Source organism: Qipengyuania qiaonensis, assembly GCF_019711515.1.
Lineage (GTDB): Bacteria > Pseudomonadota > Alphaproteobacteria > Sphingomonadales > Sphingomonadaceae > Qipengyuania > Qipengyuania qiaonensis.
Genome location: NZ_JAIGNO010000006.1, coordinates 45,922 through 62,598, shown reverse-complemented (window position 1 = coordinate 62,598; position 16,677 = coordinate 45,922). Strand labels below are relative to the sequence as shown.

The following is a 16,677-nucleotide window of genomic DNA, read 5'->3' as shown; positions in this document are numbered from 1 at the left end:
CAACGGGGTTCGACCTCGAGCGAAATTGTTCGCCTTCCGCAATCCACGTGGCCTCCGCAATATTGGTGATTGTTTGCGCCGATGCTGTCCCGCCCATGACGAATGGCAGCAGCACCAACAAGAGTGCTACTGCCCATTCGCGCAAAGAGGGGTGCCGACGCACCATTGCCAGTTCCGACTGCGATCAGTCGATCGTGACGCGGAAGTAGACAGATCGTGTCTGGCTTGCCGCGATGTCGCTGAGCGGCGCAGCAATCGTGCGCGTGCCTGCGGTGTAGGTGCCACCACTTGTGCCGCTGGCGCACGAAGCGTTGCCATTCGTGAAAATGCCGAACGCGCTCAGATACGTGACGCCAGTAGGCAGAATGTCCGAGATCGTGACATTGGTTGCGGCGGCGCCGCCCGCAGCATTCGATACAGCGATACAGTACTGTACCGTCGCACCGGGGATCATCTTCGGGTTTGTGGTTCCGTTGATCGGGTCGGAAATGATCGTACTAGTCTTTGCGGCGGTCATGACGGCTGCCGAGACTGTATAGCTATCCGACGCAGCATGGTCGCCCTGGTTTGCGCCGGTGTCGCCGGGTGCGGCGGCGTCGGCGAGAACGGTATCTACACCGGCGGTGTTCGCGCCTGCGGTGGCGGTCAGCTTGGCGCCGAGGCTGCTGGCGGTGCCTGCCGCATGGGCGTTGGCGACCAGGGTGATGTTCGACACCTGTCCATTGGTTACAGTGTTCGGAATATCGCCGACCACGTGGACGGTAACGACCGCGTCGGCGGCAATTTCGTCGAGGAAGGTGACGAGCGTGTCACCGGCGTCGAAAACCCCGTTGCCGTTGTCCCGGTAGTAGCGGATGTTGGTGATATCGAAGTTGTCGGTGGTCGACTGGACCAACGAGAGCGCGAAGTCGACGGGCGTGTTCGACGTGTTGGTCACCGTGAAGGTAGTCGCTTGCGACAGCGAACCCGGGGCAACCGAAGTCGTGGTCCCACCGACTTCGGCCACCGTGAGGTTCACGCGCCGGTCGACGGTGAAGGTATTGCTGGCGTTGACAGCGGTCTGTGCCACGCCGCCGACATTGTAGTTGACGGTTACGTTGTTGGTGATCGAACTGCCCGCGGCGGTACCCGCGGCCAGTGCCGGGCTGGAGGAGAACGCGATGAGTGCAATCGAACTCACTGCCCCCAGCAATTGCTTGCCGTGTGTCATTGTACTGGTCCTCTTTGGGTGCCCTCCGATCTTGCGTCCGCCCGGATGGCTTGGCGGTTACCTTCCGCCGATCAGCGGATGATTGCGGGATATTCCAGCCGGCCGCTCTCGCCCGGTGCGACCGAGGCAAGCGTCCAACGGACATGTGTGACGTCTGCGTGCTCTGCCGGACGGGTCGAGCCGTCCTCCGCACGCACCGACAGTTGCGACAGCGCGCCGAATGTTTGCCCACCGTCGACCGACACGGTCAGCGCGGCATCGGCATCCGGTGCCAGCCGCACCGCCTCCGGCAGCGGGTTGGTGACAACGAAGTTTTCGACCTGTTCGTCGCTGCTATTGGTATAGTCGGTGCCGAAGATCAGCCGGTCGCCTGGAACGATAGTGTTGGGCTCGACGAGCTCCGTTTTGGCCTCGCCGGCCGCATCCACTGTGGTTTTTTCGTGCTTGACGTCGCCCGATAGGGAGATCGGTTGATCCTGTGCAGACAGCGGCGCGGTCAGCACCGACATGGCTAGAAGCGGTGTGAAGATCATCTTGAAAATTAACATTTTACAGACCTTTGCTTTCGCTTTGTTATGTTCAGTCTATGGTGACGTCGAAGGTGATTGAGCGGCTTGCCCCGGCGGAAACAGTGCCCAGATCCACCGAAATTCCTGATGCGTTCGCCGTACCGCGATCGCCGTCAGCGCCATCGGTCAGTGTCGCTCCATCGAGCGCCAGCGAACCTGCGACGTAGCTGGTGTCGATCGGGACAGCGTCGGTCACCACCAGATCGGAAACCGATCCGCTGCCCGTTATCTCTGCGCGGATCGTGTAGGTAATCGTCGCGCCGGGCACGTTACCGCTACCTCCGAATGGATCGCGGACGCTGGCCGATTTGATGAGGTCGACATCGGTGATCCCGACGGTCAGCGAGCCCAGCGCATTCGCATCTGCGCCCGTGGCGCCGACAATGGCGTCGGCACCGCCGACACCCTGACCGGCGAAGACCCGGCCAGGAGCACCAGTTCCGGTCACGGCTTCGGCCAGCAGATCGACATCGCTGGTGTCACCGTCCAAAACACCGCCAGGGACCGTGACGAGGACGAAAACAGTCAGGCTTTCATCGGCATCGAGCGGAGCGGTGGTCTCCGGTCCGGTCAGCAGCTGATCGACGCCCGGATCGTAAACGCCGTTCCCGTTGGTATCGACCGCGATGCCGTCGACCGTCGTATCGAAGTCGTTCCCGGCAACGGCGGGGTTGGCCGTCAGCGCATATGCCTCCGGGCCATTGCCTGTATTGGTGATTTCGAACGTCAGCACGGCCGAGCCGGGCGCCGCCGATACCGCACCGGAATCGAGCGAGGTGACGGTTACGTCCAGGAGTTCGTCGACCCTGACCGTGACGGTGTTCGAGGGAATGGTGACCGAGCCTGCCCCGCCGTCATAGGTGGCACTGGCAGTATTCTCGATCAGCGTGCCCGCGCTTACGCCGCCGGCATGGGCGGAAGTAGCAGCAAAGGCCGCGACGAGAGCCAGCGGAGCGGCGGCAAAACGGAATGGCGCTTGTGTCATGCGCCAGAAGTTAATGGATAGTGGTAATTGAACGGTTAAAAGCTACGCGTTTTTGCGTAATTGCTCAGCGGCATGCCATGGTAAACGCGCACTATCTTTGGCGCGTGGAGCTTAAAATCCGGTTCCATCCATCGCTTGGCGTGCTGCTCTGCCCGACCAATGGTTCTGGTCATTGCGCTTGGCTTGGGGGAAGTAGCGCAGGCGATGTTGTCTTGCGCCGTCGGTCGAAACGTGCGCGGATGCTGCCGTTTTTGCCAAGCTGCAACCGATGCCGAAGCGACTTGCGAGGCGGCCACTGAACCGACGATGCGTTTCGGCGCGGTGAAGAGGCTCGTACAACAAAGCCTCATGCTGCCGTATCGGATCAGGTTGATGCCGAACCGCCAGAATACTGAAATCTCGAAGGCAATCGGAGCCCATTCAAGCCGAGATGGAAGCTATCAAGGACGACGGATCGGGCAGGGTGCAGCGGTAGGCCAGCAGTTGTCGTTTCTGAAAGGAAGCGGAACCAGAAGGCAATGTCGCCGCAATCGCCGTTCGGGGCGAGGGCGTTCAAAAGACGTGGCAGACCATCCTGTATGCAAAACAACCACTTAAACTTCTGCTGCATGTCCTTCCCTTGCTATTGATCTCCGAGTATTGCCGGTTCCATCTTGGCCCACGAGGCTGGATGAAGGACTCGATATTCGAACAGTTCTCTCCAGCACCTGATATGTCGCGGGTGAATTGAAGTGTTTGACCTGCCCATGATGGTGGTTCACGCGTAGAGCCACGGCGCAGCAAGATCGTTTGTGTAACGACAAATGATGATACCGCGTTTGCTTTGAGGGGATGCACTGGTCGTGATCGAGCGACTGAAGTCGATTGCTATCTTCGTCGCCGTTGTCGACGAAGGGTCATTCAGGGGCGCTGCCAGGCGACTTTTGCTGTCACCTTCGGTCGTCAGCCAGCACATTACCAATCTTGAGGAATTGCTGGGCACTGCCCTGTTCTATCGTTCGACGCGCGCCGTCTCGCTCACCAAGGAAGGAAGCGATTTTTACGATATAGCCGTCCGGATGACGAATTCCGGTAAGGAGGCGCTGGCGCTTTTTTCCGGCACTGCGCGAGAACGGCTCGTTGTCCTGCGTGTCTCGATGCCGTCTACCTTATACCAGCATAGCCTGTTTGGCCGTATCTCCGATTTCGCTGCGGCCCGGCCCGGCATCTTACTCGATCTGCAACTCACCGACAGAATGGAAAATATCCTCGAAGAAGGTATCGACGTGGCGATCCGCGGGGGAGTAATCGCCGATTCCGAATTGATGACCCGCAGTCTGCTGCCAGAGCCGGGGTTGCTTGTCGCATCGCCCGACTATCTGACAAGGGCCGGCTGGCCGGCCGGTTTCGACGATCTGGCCAATTTCGATTTCATAAGCTTCGCACCGGTACGGGATATTTTTCGCCATCAGGATCAGGATGCATCCCGCGAGATATGGGGGCGAACGGCGGTCCGCACGGATTCGATGGAAGCGGTCAAGCGCATGGCGGTCGCCGGGCTGGGCTTCGCCCTGATCCCCGGTTTCGTCATTACAGAGGAACTTGAGTCGGGGACGCTGTGCGAACCTTTGGGAGAGAGTTTTCGCACCAAGATACCGCTGCAACTCGTCTGGCCCAGCAACGTGTCGGCGACCTCTCCGGCGCGGGATCTGATCGACTTCCTAGTAGCAACCGACCCGCGATAGCGCGCGTTCCGATTTCGGACGGCTCGTATAGTTCCCGCCTCAATAGGCAAGATTGCCGAACAGTCCATTCGGCCTCATGTCTGTAGTAAGATGCGCGCCGGAGCCTATTTCCCTCACCAATGTTAACGCGGCCAACAGGCGCGCAGTCGGTGGATCGGCTGTGTCGATGAGATGCCGCGCCGATTGGCGGAGATATGACGTGACCGAACTAATGCCCCTCGTAAAGAATAGCGAGGCGATCATCGCAACGGCGGAATCCCGCTATTCCACGAAGGTCTATGATGCAGAACGCCGCCTTTCTGCGGATGAGGTGGCGGCGGTCAAGACGCTGCTCCGCCTCAGCCCGTCCAGCGTCAATAGTCAACCCTGGCATTTCATCTTGGCCTCGTCAGATGAAGGCAAGGCGCGCATTGCCAAAGCAAGCGAGAAATATCCGTTCAACACCCAGAAGATCCACGATGCGTCGCACGTGATCCTATTTGCCAGCCGCACAAGCTTCGAAGGCGACTACGTCGATCACCTGCTCGATGTGGACGAGGCGGCGGGGCGTTATGCCGCTGATCCTCAAAAATTGCGCGCGCAGCAGAAGGGTGGCGTCAACATGTTCGTCGATCTCCAGCGGCAGAATGGCAATCTGCAGGCGTGGATGGACGCGCAGACCTATCTCAATCTTGGGCAGCTTTTGCTGGGTGCCGCCGCGATGGGCATCGACGCCACGCCGATGGAGGGGGTCGATACCGCCGTCCTCGACGAAGAGTTCGGGCTGGCCGAAAAGGGCTTTCGCAGTCTTGCCGTGGTCTGCCTCGGCTATCGCGCCGATGACGATTACAACGCGAAGCTGCCCAAGTCTCGCCTGCCCGAAGGTGAGATCATCACCGAAATCTGAACTGTCCCACCGAGCCCCGCCCTCTCCCGGCGGGGCTTTTCCTTAGAAGGATGAGGATAATGCGATACGCCCAACTGACCCGCTATGGCGCCGATGCGCCCTTCGAATTGCGAGAACGCCGCGCGCGCGAGGCGGGTCCTTTCGAAGTGGTGGTCAAGGTGCATGCTGCGGGGCTAAATCCGGCCGATGCGCGAGGTCGTGAAGGCATGGGGCGCGAAGGCGATCCGCCTCCGCTTGGCTTCGATGTCTCGGGCGTGGTGACCGCGGTCGGCGCTGCCACAACCAAGTTCAGGCCCGGCGATGACGTCTATGGGTGCGCCGGCGGCATCGGCGAGGCTGACGGCAGCTTTTCCGAGGAAATGACCGCCGACGAGCGCCTGCTGGCGCATAAGCCCAAATCGCTCTCGTTCCGCGAGGCCGCCGCCATGCCGCTGGCCGTGATTACGGCATGGGAAGCCTTGGTCGAACGCGCGCAGATCACGCCGGGCGAACTGGTGCTGGTCCATGGCGGCACCGGCGGGGTCGGCCATTTTGGCGTGCAGCTTGCGCGTGCCACGGGAGCGATCGTCCACGCCACCGTTTCCAGCGCGGAAAAGGCCGAATTGACGCGCGATCTGGGTGCGGCAGAGGCAATCAATTATCGCGAGCTGGAAGTCGCCGATTACGTGGCGAAATATACCGGGGGGCGCGGCTATGATATCGTGTTCGACACGGTCGGCGGCAGGAACCTCGAAAAATCCTTTGCCGCGCTGGCCACCAACGGGCGTGTGGCGACTACGCGGCCCGGCGACGGGCTCGACCTGTCGGTCATGGGCGCAAAGAACGCCACGCTGCATACGGTGCTGATGCTGATCCCGCTGATCACCGGGCGGGACCGCGAGCGTCATGGCGCATTGCTGGAGAAGGTCGCACGCATGGTCGACGACGGACGCATCCGCCCGCTGCTCGACCCGCATCGCTTCACGCTCGACCAGCTTGGCGAGGCGTTGAGCTTCCTCGACGCCGGAAAGCCGGTCGGCAAGCTGGCGGTGGATATCGCCTGATTTCCCTTTCCCGAAAGGAGTCCCTCAATGTCTTCCTCTAAATCCCTCTATGACGACCTCCACCTCCAATATATTGGCGGGAAATGGCGGAAAGGCGCATCGGGCAAAATTGGCGAGAACACCGATCCGTTTACCGGCGACAAGCTGGGCGCGATACCGCTCGCGTCGAAGGAGGATCTCGACGAAGCCTATGCGGCGGCAGCCAAGGCGCAGCCGGCATGGGCCGCCCTGCCGCCTGCCGAACGCGCCGCGGTAATGGAACGCGCGGTCGGGATCTTCGACGCGCGGCATGAAGAAATCACCCACTGGCTGATCCGCGAAGCCGGATCGACCCGCATCAAGGCCGAGGTCGAGTGGAGCTCGGCGCGGGCCATTACCGTGGAGGCGGCGACGTTTCCGCATCGGATAGAGGGCCGTATCCTCGCCTCCGACATTCCGGGCAAGGAGAGCCGGGTCTATCGCAAGCCCTTGGGCGTAATCGGGGTGATCAGCCCGTGGAACTTCCCGCTGCATCTCTCGCAACGCTCGGTCGCGCCCGCGCTGGCGCTGGGCAATGCGGTGGTGCTCAAGCCCGCGAGCGACACACCCGTCACCGGCGGCCAGCTTATCGCCAAGATCTTCGAGGAAGCGGGCCTGCCCGCCGGTGTGCTGAGCGTGGTGATCGGCGCGGGATCGGATATCGGCGATGCCTTTGTCGAGCACGCGGTGCCGCGCATGATCTCTTTCACCGGATCGACACCGGTCGGCAAGGGCATTGGCACCACGGCTGCAGGGGGCGACCATCTCAAGCGCGTGGCGCTGGAACTGGGCGGCAACAACGCCTTCGTGGTGCTCGACGATGCGAATGTCGACGGCGCGGTCAAGGCTGCGATCTTCGGCAAGTTCCTGCATCAGGGCCAGATCTGCATGGCGATCAACCGCATCATCGTCGATGCGTCGCTTTACGATGAATTCGTCGATAAGTTCACGACCCACGCTAAGACGTTGAAGTACGGCAATCCCGCCAATGCCGACACAGCCATCGGTCCGATCATCAACGCCAAGCAGCTGGAGGGGATCAAGGACAAGATCGCCAATGCGCAAAAGGAAGGCGCGACAATGGCGCTGGGCGGCGAGGCCGAGGGCAATGTACTACCGCCGCATGTGTTCACCGATGTGACGCCCGAGATGGAAATCGCGCGCGAGGAGGTGTTCGGACCTGCCGTCTCCATCCTGAAAGCCCGCGATGAGGCACATGCGTTGGAACTCGCCAATGCCAGCCTTTTCGGGCTGTCGGGCGCGGTTCATTCTGGCGACAGTGCGCGCGGCGTGGCTTTCGCGCGCCGGATGATCACCGGCATGACCCATGTCAACGACCAGTCGGTCAATGACGAGGCCAATGCGCCGTTCGGCGGCGAACGCAATTCGGGGCTCGGCCGCTTTAACGGCGACTGGGCGATCGAGGAATTCACCACCGATCACTGGATCACCGTGCAGCACAGCCCGCGCGACTATCCCTTCTGATTAGACTTCAACCGGCAGCTAACCAAATATGGAGCTTGCACAGAAAAGAGAATCACTATGACCAAATTCTCTTCCTTTACTTCCGCTATCCCAGTCCTCCTTGCCATGGCCACCCCTCCGCTTCTGGCTCAGGAACGGGTGGAGGCAGAAGTATATGCCGAAACTTCGGAAGCGATTTCAGCCATCGCATATACTTCGGACAAACGATTCTTCTTTACCTATCACCCGTTCTTCAATCCGGCGGTAAAGGTCGCAGAACGCTTACCCGACGGTGAGATCAGGCCTTATCCCAATAAGGCTTGGCAAGTTGCGCGCGAAGCGGATGGCTCTCTCAAAAATCCGGGGACTTACTTCAACTGGGTGCTGGCTGCGCGCGAGGATGGAGCGGGGACGCTCTGGATACTCGATTCAGGCCAGGCAGAGCCGCGGATCACGCCCAAACTGGTGGCTTGGGACACAAAGAACAGTAAACTGAAGCAGGTCATTTACCTGCCCGATGGTGTGACCCTGCCCGAATCGCAGCACAACGATTTCGCGATCTCGATCAAACACGATCTCATAGTGATTTCGGACGAAGGGATTGCGACCGGCCCGAAAGGCGACAAGGCAGCGCTGGTGGTCGTGAATATCCGTACCGGCGAAAGTCGCCGCGTGTTGCAGGGTACCGATTTCGTCATGCCGGATCTCGACATGCCGATGGTGATGGACCAAGGCACACCGTACGAAAAGACCGTTCCGCTGTTCGTCGGGGTCGACGGCATCGCGCTCGACCGCGAGGAAGAATGGCTCTATTTCACACCGCTCAACAAGACCAGCGTCTTTCGCATCAATATTGCGCGACTGGCTGATTTCAGCCTCACCGACAAGGAAATCGCGGCAAATGTAGAGGTCTATGCGGATAAGCCTGCCAATGGCGGCTTGACCATCGATTCTGCCGGGAACCTTTATCTCGCAGAAGCGGGCACCAATACAATCAGCGTTATCCCCGCATCGACCCGCCAGGTTCGGTCATACACCTCTGACAAGAGCATGGTCTGGCCGGACGGAATCAATATCGGGCCGGACGGCTATCTCTACACCGCCGCCGCACAGGTTTCCCTGTCATCGACGTTCAACGGTGGTGAAACGCTCAATAAGCCACCCTACCGCATCTATCGCTTCAAGCCGTTGGCGGAGCCTCTCCAAGGACGATGACACCATTCGCTCTGTGACAAATGAAGCGCGAAGATCGGCCCGAATACAAGTTTGAAGGAAGACCCAGCATGACCGAACTTTTCACCGCAGCCGTCATCCGCGACAAGGGCGGCCCGTTCCGCATCGAGCAGGTGCGGCGCCGAGCCATCGCCGATGACGAAGTGCTGGTCCGCGTGGTCGCCACCGGCATGTGCCACACCGACATGGTCGCGCGCGACCAGATTTTCCCGGTTCCCCATCCCATCGTGCTGGGCCACGAAGGATCGGGCATTGTCGATGAGGTCGGCAAGAATGTGCACGAACTGGAAAAGGGCGACCATGTCGTCCTGTCCTTCCTCAACTGCAATGTCTGCGACCCGTGCCACGAGGGCCATCCCGCCTATTGCGCCAATTTCAATGCGTGGAATTTCTCGGGCCAGCGGATCGATGGTTCGCACGTCCTGGAAGCCGATGACGGAACTCTTCTCAACGACCGTTTCTTTGGTCAGTCCTCGTTTGCGCAATATGCTATTGCCAACGCGCGCAACGCGATCAAGGTGCGGAAGGACGCGCCGCTTGAATTGCTCGGGCCGCTTGGTTGCGGCATCCAGACCGGCGCGGGCACGGTGATGAATGCGCTGAAAGTCGCCCCCGGCTCCAGCTTTGCCGCATGGGGCGGCGGGGCGGTCGGCCTGTCGGGCGTGATGGCCGCCGCAGCTATCGGCGCGACCACGATCGTCGCCATCGATATCGTGCCATCGCGGCTCGAACTCGCCATGGAGCTCGGGGCAACCCACACGATCAACTCGAAGGAAGAAAACGCCGCTGAACGCGTCAAGGAAATCACCGGCGGCGGCGCGCATTCCGCGATGGATTCGACCGGCATCGCCGCGCTTGTCTCGGCCATGGTCTCCAGCTTGCGCCCCAGCGGCACGGCGGCTGTGGTCGGCGCGTCGAAGCCCGGCACGATGGCCGAAATCGACCTCGTCGACGTGATGCAAAGCTGCAAGCGGCTGATCGGCGTAGTGGAGGGCGACAGCGTGCCAACCACGCTGATCCCGGTGCTGGTCGATTTGCATATGTCGGGCAGGTTCCCGTTCGACAGGCTCGTCAAGTTCTACGACCTCGACCGCATCAATGAAGCGGCCGAGGACAGCGAAAAGGGCATCACGCTGAAACCCATCGTGCGCATGCCGCAGTAATCATTTTGAATTCAAGGAACTGAAAACATGAAGATACTCGTTATAGGTGCGACCGGCATGGTCGGTTCACGCATCACCTCCGAAGGTGCCGCACGCGGCCACGACATCATTGCCGCATCGCGCAAGGGCGATGCCAATGCGGGACCTCATGTCACGCCCATCGCGCTTGACATCAACGATGTGGATGCGCTGCGCGAGCAGGCCGCCAAGGTCGATCTGGTCGTCTCGGCTGTCAGCCCCCGCATCACCGGCGATGCGGTCGGCGATGCGCGCAAATTCACCAAGGCGCTGATCGAAGCGGTGGGCACTACGCGGCTGATTCAGGTCGGCGGCGCATCGTCATTGAACGCGCCCGACGGCAGCGCGCTGATCGACCACGCCCCGCCCGAATATCGCGCCGAGGCGCAGGCCATGCTGGCGGCGCATGACATGCTGGCCGCAAGCGACATCGACTGGACCGTGCAGGCCCCCGCGCTCACCATTGCGCCGGGCGAGCGCACCGGCAAGGCGCGGCTTGGCGACCGCACGGTGGTGATGGACGAAAACGGCGAAAGCACGATCAGCGCCGAGGATTTCGCGGTCGTCCTGCTAGACGAGGCAGAGAAGCCCGCGCACCGCCGCACGATCTATAACGCGGCCTATTGACCGCGCTACGCAAGGAGCGAGCCCGATGAGCAAGATCACCTTTGAAGAAACCATCGAATGGTTCAAATCGACCGACTATGCGGGACCCATCGGTCTGACGGTCAAATTTCCGGTCCCTGCCGAAAATGCCGATAAATTCCGCGATTTCCTCAACGACTACGCCCCTTATGTGGTGAAGGAAGAGGGCTGCATCGAATTCACATGGCACTGTGACTGGAAAGATCCCAATGCGTTCTGGCTGACCGAACGCTGGCAGTCGGCCAAAATCCTTCTGAAACATCTCGGTCCCGATTCACGGCCCGGAACGCCGTATGAGGGTGAGACGCCACTCAAGATCATGGCCGATCTTGGCGCGGCGCCCGATCCGGCAGCCATCTACCGCATGGGCCTGACAGACTGAAGCGGTGCGTCTGTGCGTAAAGCCATACCGGGAGCCACGCTAGATTCTGCTGACTGATAACTGAGCGCGTGGTCCGGGGCCGCGACGCATTCTCGGAAATCACCAGGTCGGCTGGTTTCGGGAAGGGCATAAACACGCAGGTACATTGAGCAAGTTTGGCCACGCTGCTCTGCTACCCAACCTCGGACCGCACGGGTCTAGAGTTTTCCGTCTTTCCCAAGACCGGTGGTCCGGTTTCACCGGCTGAGTTTGCCAGCAAGATCGGGGAATATTCCCGATCGCGCTGTGGGGTCGGTTTTCGGTTGGGAGTCTTGAAACCACTGGTCGGGATGACTGGATTCGAACCAGCGACCCCCACACCCCCAGTATGGTGCGCTACCAGGCTGCGCTACATCCCGAAACCAGTGGAGGCGGCCCTATAGGGCGCGTACCTGTGCAAGGCAAGCACAGTTAGAAGGCAATTCGTTGCCCCGGCACGGCAATGCTGCTAACCGCGCCGCACTTTCGCATGCGAGACGCGTCGGTCCGGTTGAACAGTCGGCAGGTGCCACCCAATTGCGGACCCGATAGAACTGAAATTTCCGACAGGTATTCCTTCGATGATCGATTTTCTTGCCGCCGCCGGAAGCGCTGCCGCAGAGCCGCCCGCATGGACTGGTTGGGTGCTGCCGCTGGGCATGCTGCTGATCTTGTGGTTTCTCATCCTGCGTCCGCAAATGCGCCAGCAGAAGCAACATCGTGAGCGTGTCGCCGGTCTCGCCAAGGGAGACGAAGTGGTGACCGCAGGCGGTCTCGTCGGCAAGATCACCAAGGTCGAAGACAATTTCGTCCATGTGGAGCTGGCCAAGGGCATCACGGTTAAGGCGGTCCGCAACACGATCGGCGAAGTGCTGTCCTCGCGCAGCAAGCCGGCTGCGAACGACTGAGGCGGGGACCCTTTTCTTCATGCTCGATTTTCCAACCTGGCGTAGGGTCTGGCTGTGGCTGGTCACGCTTATCTGCGTTGCCGCTGCACTGCCCTCGCTACTGTCGGCCACCAGCATCCGCTGGCCGGATGCCTTGCCCGATCCGATGGTCAATCTCGGCCTCGACCTTGCCGGCGGCAGCCATATCCTGCTCGAAGCCGATGCGTCGCAGGTCGCCGCGCAGCGGCTCGACAATATGGAAGAGAACGTGCGCAACACCATGCGCAGCGCGGAACCGCGGATCCGTATCGGGGACGTCTCGACCCGCGATGGCCGGCTGAGCTTCGTTCTCGACAACCCGTCCCAGATCGACCGTGCGCGCGAATTGCTGCTGCCGTCGATCAACGGCACCGGTCTCGTGCGTGAATGGGACATGGTCGTCGAAGACGGTAACCGCATGATCCTCACGCCCACGCAGGAAGGGATTGACCAGGCGGTCAGCGATGCGATGGAAAGCGCAATCGAGGTCGTGCGCAAGCGTATCGACGAACTCGGCACGCGCGAGCCGACCATTATCCGCCAGGGCGACACGCGCATTGTGGTGCAGGTTCCCGGCCTGCAGGATCCCGAGCAGCTCAAGGCTCTACTGGGCCAGACTGCCAAGCTGGAATTCAAGCTGGTCGATCAGAATGCGCTGCCGAGCGACGTCCAGCAGGGCCTCGCCCCGCCGGGATCGGAAATCTTCGCTTATGCCGAAACATCGGACTTCGCCGGTTCCTCGCTTGCCGTGCGCCGCCTGGGTGGTATCCGCGGCGACAACCTTACCGGCGCACAGCAAAGCTTCGATCCGCAGACCAACGAGCCCGTGGTCAATATCCAGTTCGACAGCGATGGCGGCCGCCGTTTCGCCAAGCTGACGACGGACAATGTCGGCAAGCCCTTTGCGATCATCCTCGACGAACAGGTGCTGTCGGCCCCGAATATCAACGAACCGATCCGTGGGGGCACGGCAATGATTTCGGGCGGCTTCTCGGTCGAGACGGCGAACCAACTGGCGATTTCGCTGCGGTCGGGCGCGCTGCCGGTCGATCTTGCGGTGATCGAAGAGCGCACGGTCGGCCCCGATCTCGGCGCGGACTCGATCAAGCGCGGCATGCTTGCCATGGCCCTGGGCTCGCTGCTGGTCATTGTGCTGATGATTGCCAGCTACGGCCGTTTCGGCGTCTATGCGACCGTCGCCCTGGTAATCAATGTGGCCATGCTGCTGGGCATCATGGCCGTGCTCAACACTACGCTGACACTGCCCGGTATCGCAGGTTTCGTGCTGACCATCGGTGCCGCAGTGGACGCAAATGTGCTGATCAACGAGCGCATTCGCGAAGAACGAAAACGCGGGCGAAGGGTAGTGGCCGCGGTCGAGAACGGCTACAAGGAGGCGAGCCGCGCCATCTACGATGCCAACGTCACCAACTTCATCGCCGGCGTGCTGCTGTTCCTGTTCGGCAGCGGCCCGGTGCGCGGATTTGCGGTGGTGCTGGTAATCGGCCTGTTCACCTCGGTCTTCACCGCCGTGACGCTGTCCCGGATGTGGGTGGCCGACTGGCTGCGCAAGGCCAAGCCCAAAGACATCGTGCTGTAAGGAGGGCGACGATATGAAACTGCTCAAGCTCGTCCCCGACGACACCAACATCAAGTTCCTGAAATGGCGCATTCCGTTCTTCGCAGTCAGCCTCCTGCTGATCGCAGCGAGCTGGGCGCTGGTCTTCACCAAGGGCCTCAATTACGGCGTCGATTTCGCCGGCGGCCTCGAGGTGCGGGCGACTTTCACCCAGAGCGCTGAAGCTCCCGTGGGCGAACTGCGCGAGCAGGTGGCCACGCTGGGATATGGCGATCCGGTGGTCCAGCGCTTCGGCGAGGACAACCAGGTTTCGATCCGCGTGCGGTTGCCCGACGAGGTGTCGGCCGACAAGGAAGCCGCGCAGGAAGCGGCAAACGAGATTGTCAGTACCCTGCAGGGCGAGTATTCCGATTTTCGCCTAGACGGTAACGACAACGTATCGGGCAAGGTATCCGGCGAATTCCGCGAAAAGGCGTTGCTGGCCCTGTTGGCGGCAATGCTGGCTATCGCGCTCTACATCTGGATCCGCTTCGAATGGCAGTTCGGCGTGGGTGCGTTGTTTGCGCTGTTCCACGACGTCAGCCTGACGATGGGCATGTTCGCGTTGTTCCAGATGGAATTCAGCCTGCAGATCATCGCCGCAATCCTGGCGATCATCGGCTATTCGCTGAACGACACGATCGTGGTTTACGACCGCATCCGCGAAAACTTGAAGAAGTTCCGCAAGATGCCGTTGCCGGAATTGCTCGACCTGTCGGTCAACGAGACGCTGGCGCGTACGGTCATGACCTCGCTCACGCTGCTTGTCGCGCTGATCCCGCTGCTGTTCTTTGGCCCGGCCAGCCTGTTCGGCATGGTCGCAGGCATCACGCTGGGTCTGTTCGTCGGTACCTACAGTTCGGTGTACATGGCGGCCCCGATCCTCGTCTGGCTGGGCGTGACCAGTGACAGCTTCGTGCCGACCGAAACCGTTCTCGACCAGCAGGAAAAGAAAGCTCGCGGCGTCGTCTAGACCAGCCGGTCGTAGTGATCGGCGAGCGCCCTGCCGTTCGCTTCCCAACTGAAACCGGCCACCGTCTCCGCTACCTTTTCGGGTGAGCGGGGACGGGCGGTGACGAGTTCGATCCCGTCCAGAACGGCGCGGCAATTTCGCCCCACGATCACCCCGGCGTCGGGTGAGGTAACCACTTCGCGGGCGCCGCCCGCATCGGTGATGACGAGGGGGGTGCCGCAAGCAAGCGCCTCGATCCAGGCATTGGCGAGGCCTTCGCTGAGCGAGGGTAGCACCATGGCGTCCGCCGCGGACAGGATCGGCGGCAGCATCGCGGGATCGAGGCTGCCAAGGAAGTGAACGCGATCCGCTACACCGACCTCTCTGGTCAGCGCTCGCAGGCTCGCCTCGTCTTCACCCTTGCCGATCAACAGCAAGCGCCCCTTGGGCAGGTGCGCGAGCGCCTTGATGACAAGGGCTTGCCCCTTGCGTTCGATCAGCGCGCCGACCGTAGCCAGCAGCCGCTCGTCCTTGGCGATGGGGATCGATAAAGTCTCGGCCAGTCGAGGGCGCAGTCCCACATGATCGAGCGGCCGGAACAGGTCACGATCAAGCCCGGTATAGTGGACTTGGATCTTCGCTCGCTCCATGCCGAGCGTTGCCATGTCGTCGGCCAACGCTTCGCTCACGGCCAGCACGCCGGAAGCGGCGCTTGCGGTACGCAACAAGGCCTTGCGCCCGTATCCGCGTGCGCCCCAATGATGGATATCGGCTCCACGTGCCTTGACGGCGAATGGCAGCCCAAGCTCGCGTGCGACAATCATCGCTGCCGGGCCGTCCGGATAGAAGAATTGCGCGTCGACGAGATCGAACGGCGCTTCCGCATGGAGACGCCGCGCTAGCGGCAATATCGCTTTGGCGATCAGCTTCGGGTTGAGCCGCCCGCCGAATTTCGGGATCAGGCGAAAGACCGGACGATGGATGACGATGCCGAAATCATGACCGTCTTCCGCTGCTTTGGCCAATTGCCGGTAGCGCCCGAAGCCGACCGGCGGCAGGCCGATCGGATTGACGACTGTAACGTCCCAATGCGTGTAACGCTGAAGTGCGCCGAGCGATCGGGCCACGAAGATTCCGAAGCGGGGGTGGGCGGAATTGGGAAACAGCGTCGAAAGCGACAGGACGCGACGGGTCTTGCCCGCGCTCACAGGGTGCGGACCAGCATTTCAGCGACGGCGATCCAGGGCGCATCCTTGATCACGTCCTGTTTCTGTCCCTGACCTGGGGGAAGAATGCCAAGCAGGTCGCCTTGCCGGTCGATCAATCGTCCGAAGACGAACCGGCCACCCTTCCGGGGAACGAGCACATCGCGATTGATCGCGCGGCCCGCCTGATCCGGGTCGAGCTGGCGCAGCCAGAGCTGATCGCCAGGACGATACTCGCCATGCGGATAGTCGATGTCGAGCACCATCAGCACACCATCGCCCGCCAGATCGGTGGACGGGATCGCGTCGCGCGTGGCAGCCAGTGCCTCCGCCCCATCCTTTACGAGTGTCGCCACGACCTGCGGATGGCCGGCCTTCTCGCTACGGACGAGCATTTCGGGGTCGACATCGAGCGCGGCGGCGATGCGTTCCATCCAGTTCAAGGACAGGTTGCGCATACCGGTTTCAAGCCGCCCGACCGTCTGCGGAGTGGTCGGCGGAACGCAGGCCTCGGCGAGGTCGGCGAGGGTCATACCCTTCTGCTTGCGGATGCCGCGTATGCGATTGATCACTCGGTCACTCCCCACTGATAACCGATTTGGTTTTTTCTCTTTCCTA

General features: G+C 61.3%; 16 protein-coding genes and 1 tRNA gene. 11 read left to right on the top strand and 6 right to left on the bottom strand.

What is annotated here, in order from left to right:
• Positions 1-184 precede the first annotated feature (184 nt).
• The 3 genes from K3174_RS10730 to K3174_RS10720 form a co-directional block, all read right to left on the bottom strand.
• The gene (locus tag K3174_RS10730; protein WP_221558274.1) at positions 185-1,210 is read right to left on the bottom strand and encodes a hypothetical protein; all 1,026 of its coding nucleotides are present in this window, start codon (positions 1,208-1,210) and stop codon (positions 185-187) included.
• A 71-nt stretch (positions 1,211-1,281) separates the two neighbouring features.
• Entirely contained in the window at positions 1,282-1,758 is a 477-nt protein-coding gene (locus K3174_RS10725) for a hypothetical protein (protein WP_221558273.1), read from the bottom strand.
• A 31-nt stretch (positions 1,759-1,789) separates the two neighbouring features.
• Positions 1,790-2,764 (bottom strand): hypothetical protein, encoded by a 975-nt coding sequence (locus tag K3174_RS10720; RefSeq protein WP_221558272.1) that lies wholly within the window; start codon positions 2,762-2,764, stop codon positions 1,790-1,792.
• A gap of 842 nt (positions 2,765-3,606) precedes the next feature.
• Between K3174_RS10720 and K3174_RS10715 the strand changes: the two genes are divergently transcribed.
• The 8 genes from K3174_RS10715 to K3174_RS10680 all read left to right on the top strand — a co-directional run bounded on the left by K3174_RS10715 (position 3,607) and on the right by K3174_RS10680 (position 11,340).
• Positions 3,607-4,488 (top strand): LysR family transcriptional regulator, encoded by an 882-nt coding sequence (locus K3174_RS10715; RefSeq protein WP_221558271.1) that lies wholly within the window; start codon positions 3,607-3,609, stop codon positions 4,486-4,488.
• A 199-nt stretch (positions 4,489-4,687) separates the two neighbouring features.
• Positions 4,688-5,374 carry an oxygen-insensitive NAD(P)H nitroreductase gene (nfsB, locus tag K3174_RS10710; protein ID WP_221558270.1) on the top strand — a complete coding sequence of 229 codons (687 nt, stop codon included), beginning with the start codon at positions 4,688-4,690 and terminating at the stop codon, positions 5,372-5,374.
• 59 nt (positions 5,375-5,433) lie between these two features.
• Positions 5,434-6,417 carry a zinc-binding dehydrogenase gene (locus K3174_RS10705; protein WP_221558268.1) on the top strand — a complete coding sequence of 328 codons (984 nt, stop codon included), beginning with the start codon at positions 5,434-5,436 and terminating at the stop codon, positions 6,415-6,417.
• Positions 6,418-6,444: 27 nt separating this feature from the next.
• Positions 6,445-7,920: an aldehyde dehydrogenase family protein gene (locus K3174_RS10700; RefSeq protein WP_221558266.1), complete on the top strand. Its 1,476-nt coding sequence runs from the start codon at positions 6,445-6,447 to the stop codon at positions 7,918-7,920.
• A 57-nt stretch (positions 7,921-7,977) separates the two neighbouring features.
• Entirely contained in the window at positions 7,978-9,114 is a 1,137-nt protein-coding gene (locus tag K3174_RS10695; RefSeq protein ID WP_221558265.1) for an L-dopachrome tautomerase-related protein, read from the top strand.
• A gap of 68 nt (positions 9,115-9,182) precedes the next feature.
• A complete protein-coding gene (locus K3174_RS10690) occupies positions 9,183-10,295 on the top strand; it encodes an NAD(P)-dependent alcohol dehydrogenase (protein WP_221558263.1) in 1,113 nt (370 codons plus the stop codon).
• Positions 10,296-10,322: 27 nt separating this feature from the next.
• Positions 10,323-10,940 carry an NAD(P)-dependent oxidoreductase gene (locus tag K3174_RS10685; protein ID WP_221558262.1) on the top strand — a complete coding sequence of 206 codons (618 nt, stop codon included), beginning with the start codon at positions 10,323-10,325 and terminating at the stop codon, positions 10,938-10,940.
• A gap of 25 nt (positions 10,941-10,965) precedes the next feature.
• Entirely contained in the window at positions 10,966-11,340 is a 375-nt protein-coding gene (locus K3174_RS10680; protein WP_221558260.1) for a putative quinol monooxygenase, read from the top strand.
• Positions 11,341-11,661: 321 nt separating this feature from the next.
• On the opposite strand, the gene K3174_RS10675 is transcribed toward K3174_RS10680, so the two are convergent.
• Positions 11,662-11,738 (bottom strand) — tRNA-Pro (locus K3174_RS10675).
• A gap of 201 nt (positions 11,739-11,939) precedes the next feature.
• On the opposite strand from K3174_RS10675, the gene yajC reads away from it, so the two are divergent.
• From yajC to secF, 3 genes are read left to right on the top strand one after another with little or no spacing between them, the layout of a single operon-like run.
• The gene (yajC, locus tag K3174_RS10670; protein WP_221558259.1) at positions 11,940-12,266 is read left to right on the top strand and encodes a preprotein translocase subunit YajC; all 327 of its coding nucleotides are present in this window, start codon (positions 11,940-11,942) and stop codon (positions 12,264-12,266) included.
• Positions 12,267-12,285: 19 nt separating this feature from the next.
• Positions 12,286-13,884, top strand: coding sequence for a protein translocase subunit SecD (gene secD, locus K3174_RS10665; protein ID WP_221558258.1), 1,599 nt, complete (start codon positions 12,286-12,288; stop codon positions 13,882-13,884).
• A 13-nt stretch (positions 13,885-13,897) separates the two neighbouring features.
• A complete protein-coding gene (gene secF, locus K3174_RS10660; protein ID WP_221558257.1) occupies positions 13,898-14,875 on the top strand; it encodes a protein translocase subunit SecF in 978 nt (325 codons plus the stop codon).
• On the opposite strand, the gene K3174_RS10655 is transcribed toward secF, so the two are convergent.
• Both K3174_RS10655 and K3174_RS10650 read right to left on the bottom strand, forming a co-directional pair.
• Entirely contained in the window at positions 14,872-16,062 is a 1,191-nt protein-coding gene (locus K3174_RS10655) for a glycosyltransferase (RefSeq protein ID WP_221558255.1), read from the bottom strand. The genes secF and K3174_RS10655 overlap by 4 nt on opposite strands.
• Entirely contained in the window at positions 16,059-16,631 is a 573-nt protein-coding gene (locus K3174_RS10650) for a helix-turn-helix domain-containing protein (protein ID WP_221558254.1), read from the bottom strand. The genes K3174_RS10655 and K3174_RS10650 overlap by 4 nt, the downstream gene beginning before the upstream one ends.
• Between the last annotated feature and the right edge of the window lie 46 nt (positions 16,632-16,677).

Coding starts and splice junctions, on each gene's coding strand:
- K3174_RS10730 (WP_221558274.1), bottom strand. CDS start 1,210: ATGACACACGGCAAGCAATTGCTGGGGGCAGTGAGTTCGATTGCACTC.
- K3174_RS10725 (WP_221558273.1), bottom strand. CDS start 1,758: ATGTTAATTTTCAAGATGATCTTCACACCGCTTCTAGCCATGTCGGTG.
- K3174_RS10720 (WP_221558272.1), bottom strand. CDS start 2,764: ATGACACAAGCGCCATTCCGTTTTGCCGCCGCTCCGCTGGCTCTCGTC.
- K3174_RS10705 (WP_221558268.1), top strand. CDS start 5,434: ATGCGATACGCCCAACTGACCCGCTATGGCGCCGATGCGCCCTTCGAA.
- K3174_RS10700 (WP_221558266.1), top strand. CDS start 6,445: ATGTCTTCCTCTAAATCCCTCTATGACGACCTCCACCTCCAATATATT.
- K3174_RS10695 (WP_221558265.1), top strand. CDS start 7,978: ATGACCAAATTCTCTTCCTTTACTTCCGCTATCCCAGTCCTCCTTGCC.
- K3174_RS10690 (WP_221558263.1), top strand. CDS start 9,183: ATGACCGAACTTTTCACCGCAGCCGTCATCCGCGACAAGGGCGGCCCG.
- K3174_RS10685 (WP_221558262.1), top strand. CDS start 10,323: ATGAAGATACTCGTTATAGGTGCGACCGGCATGGTCGGTTCACGCATC.
- K3174_RS10680 (WP_221558260.1), top strand. CDS start 10,966: ATGAGCAAGATCACCTTTGAAGAAACCATCGAATGGTTCAAATCGACC.
- yajC (WP_221558259.1), top strand. CDS start 11,940: ATGATCGATTTTCTTGCCGCCGCCGGAAGCGCTGCCGCAGAGCCGCCC.
- secD (WP_221558258.1), top strand. CDS start 12,286: ATGCTCGATTTTCCAACCTGGCGTAGGGTCTGGCTGTGGCTGGTCACG.
- secF (WP_221558257.1), top strand. CDS start 13,898: ATGAAACTGCTCAAGCTCGTCCCCGACGACACCAACATCAAGTTCCTG.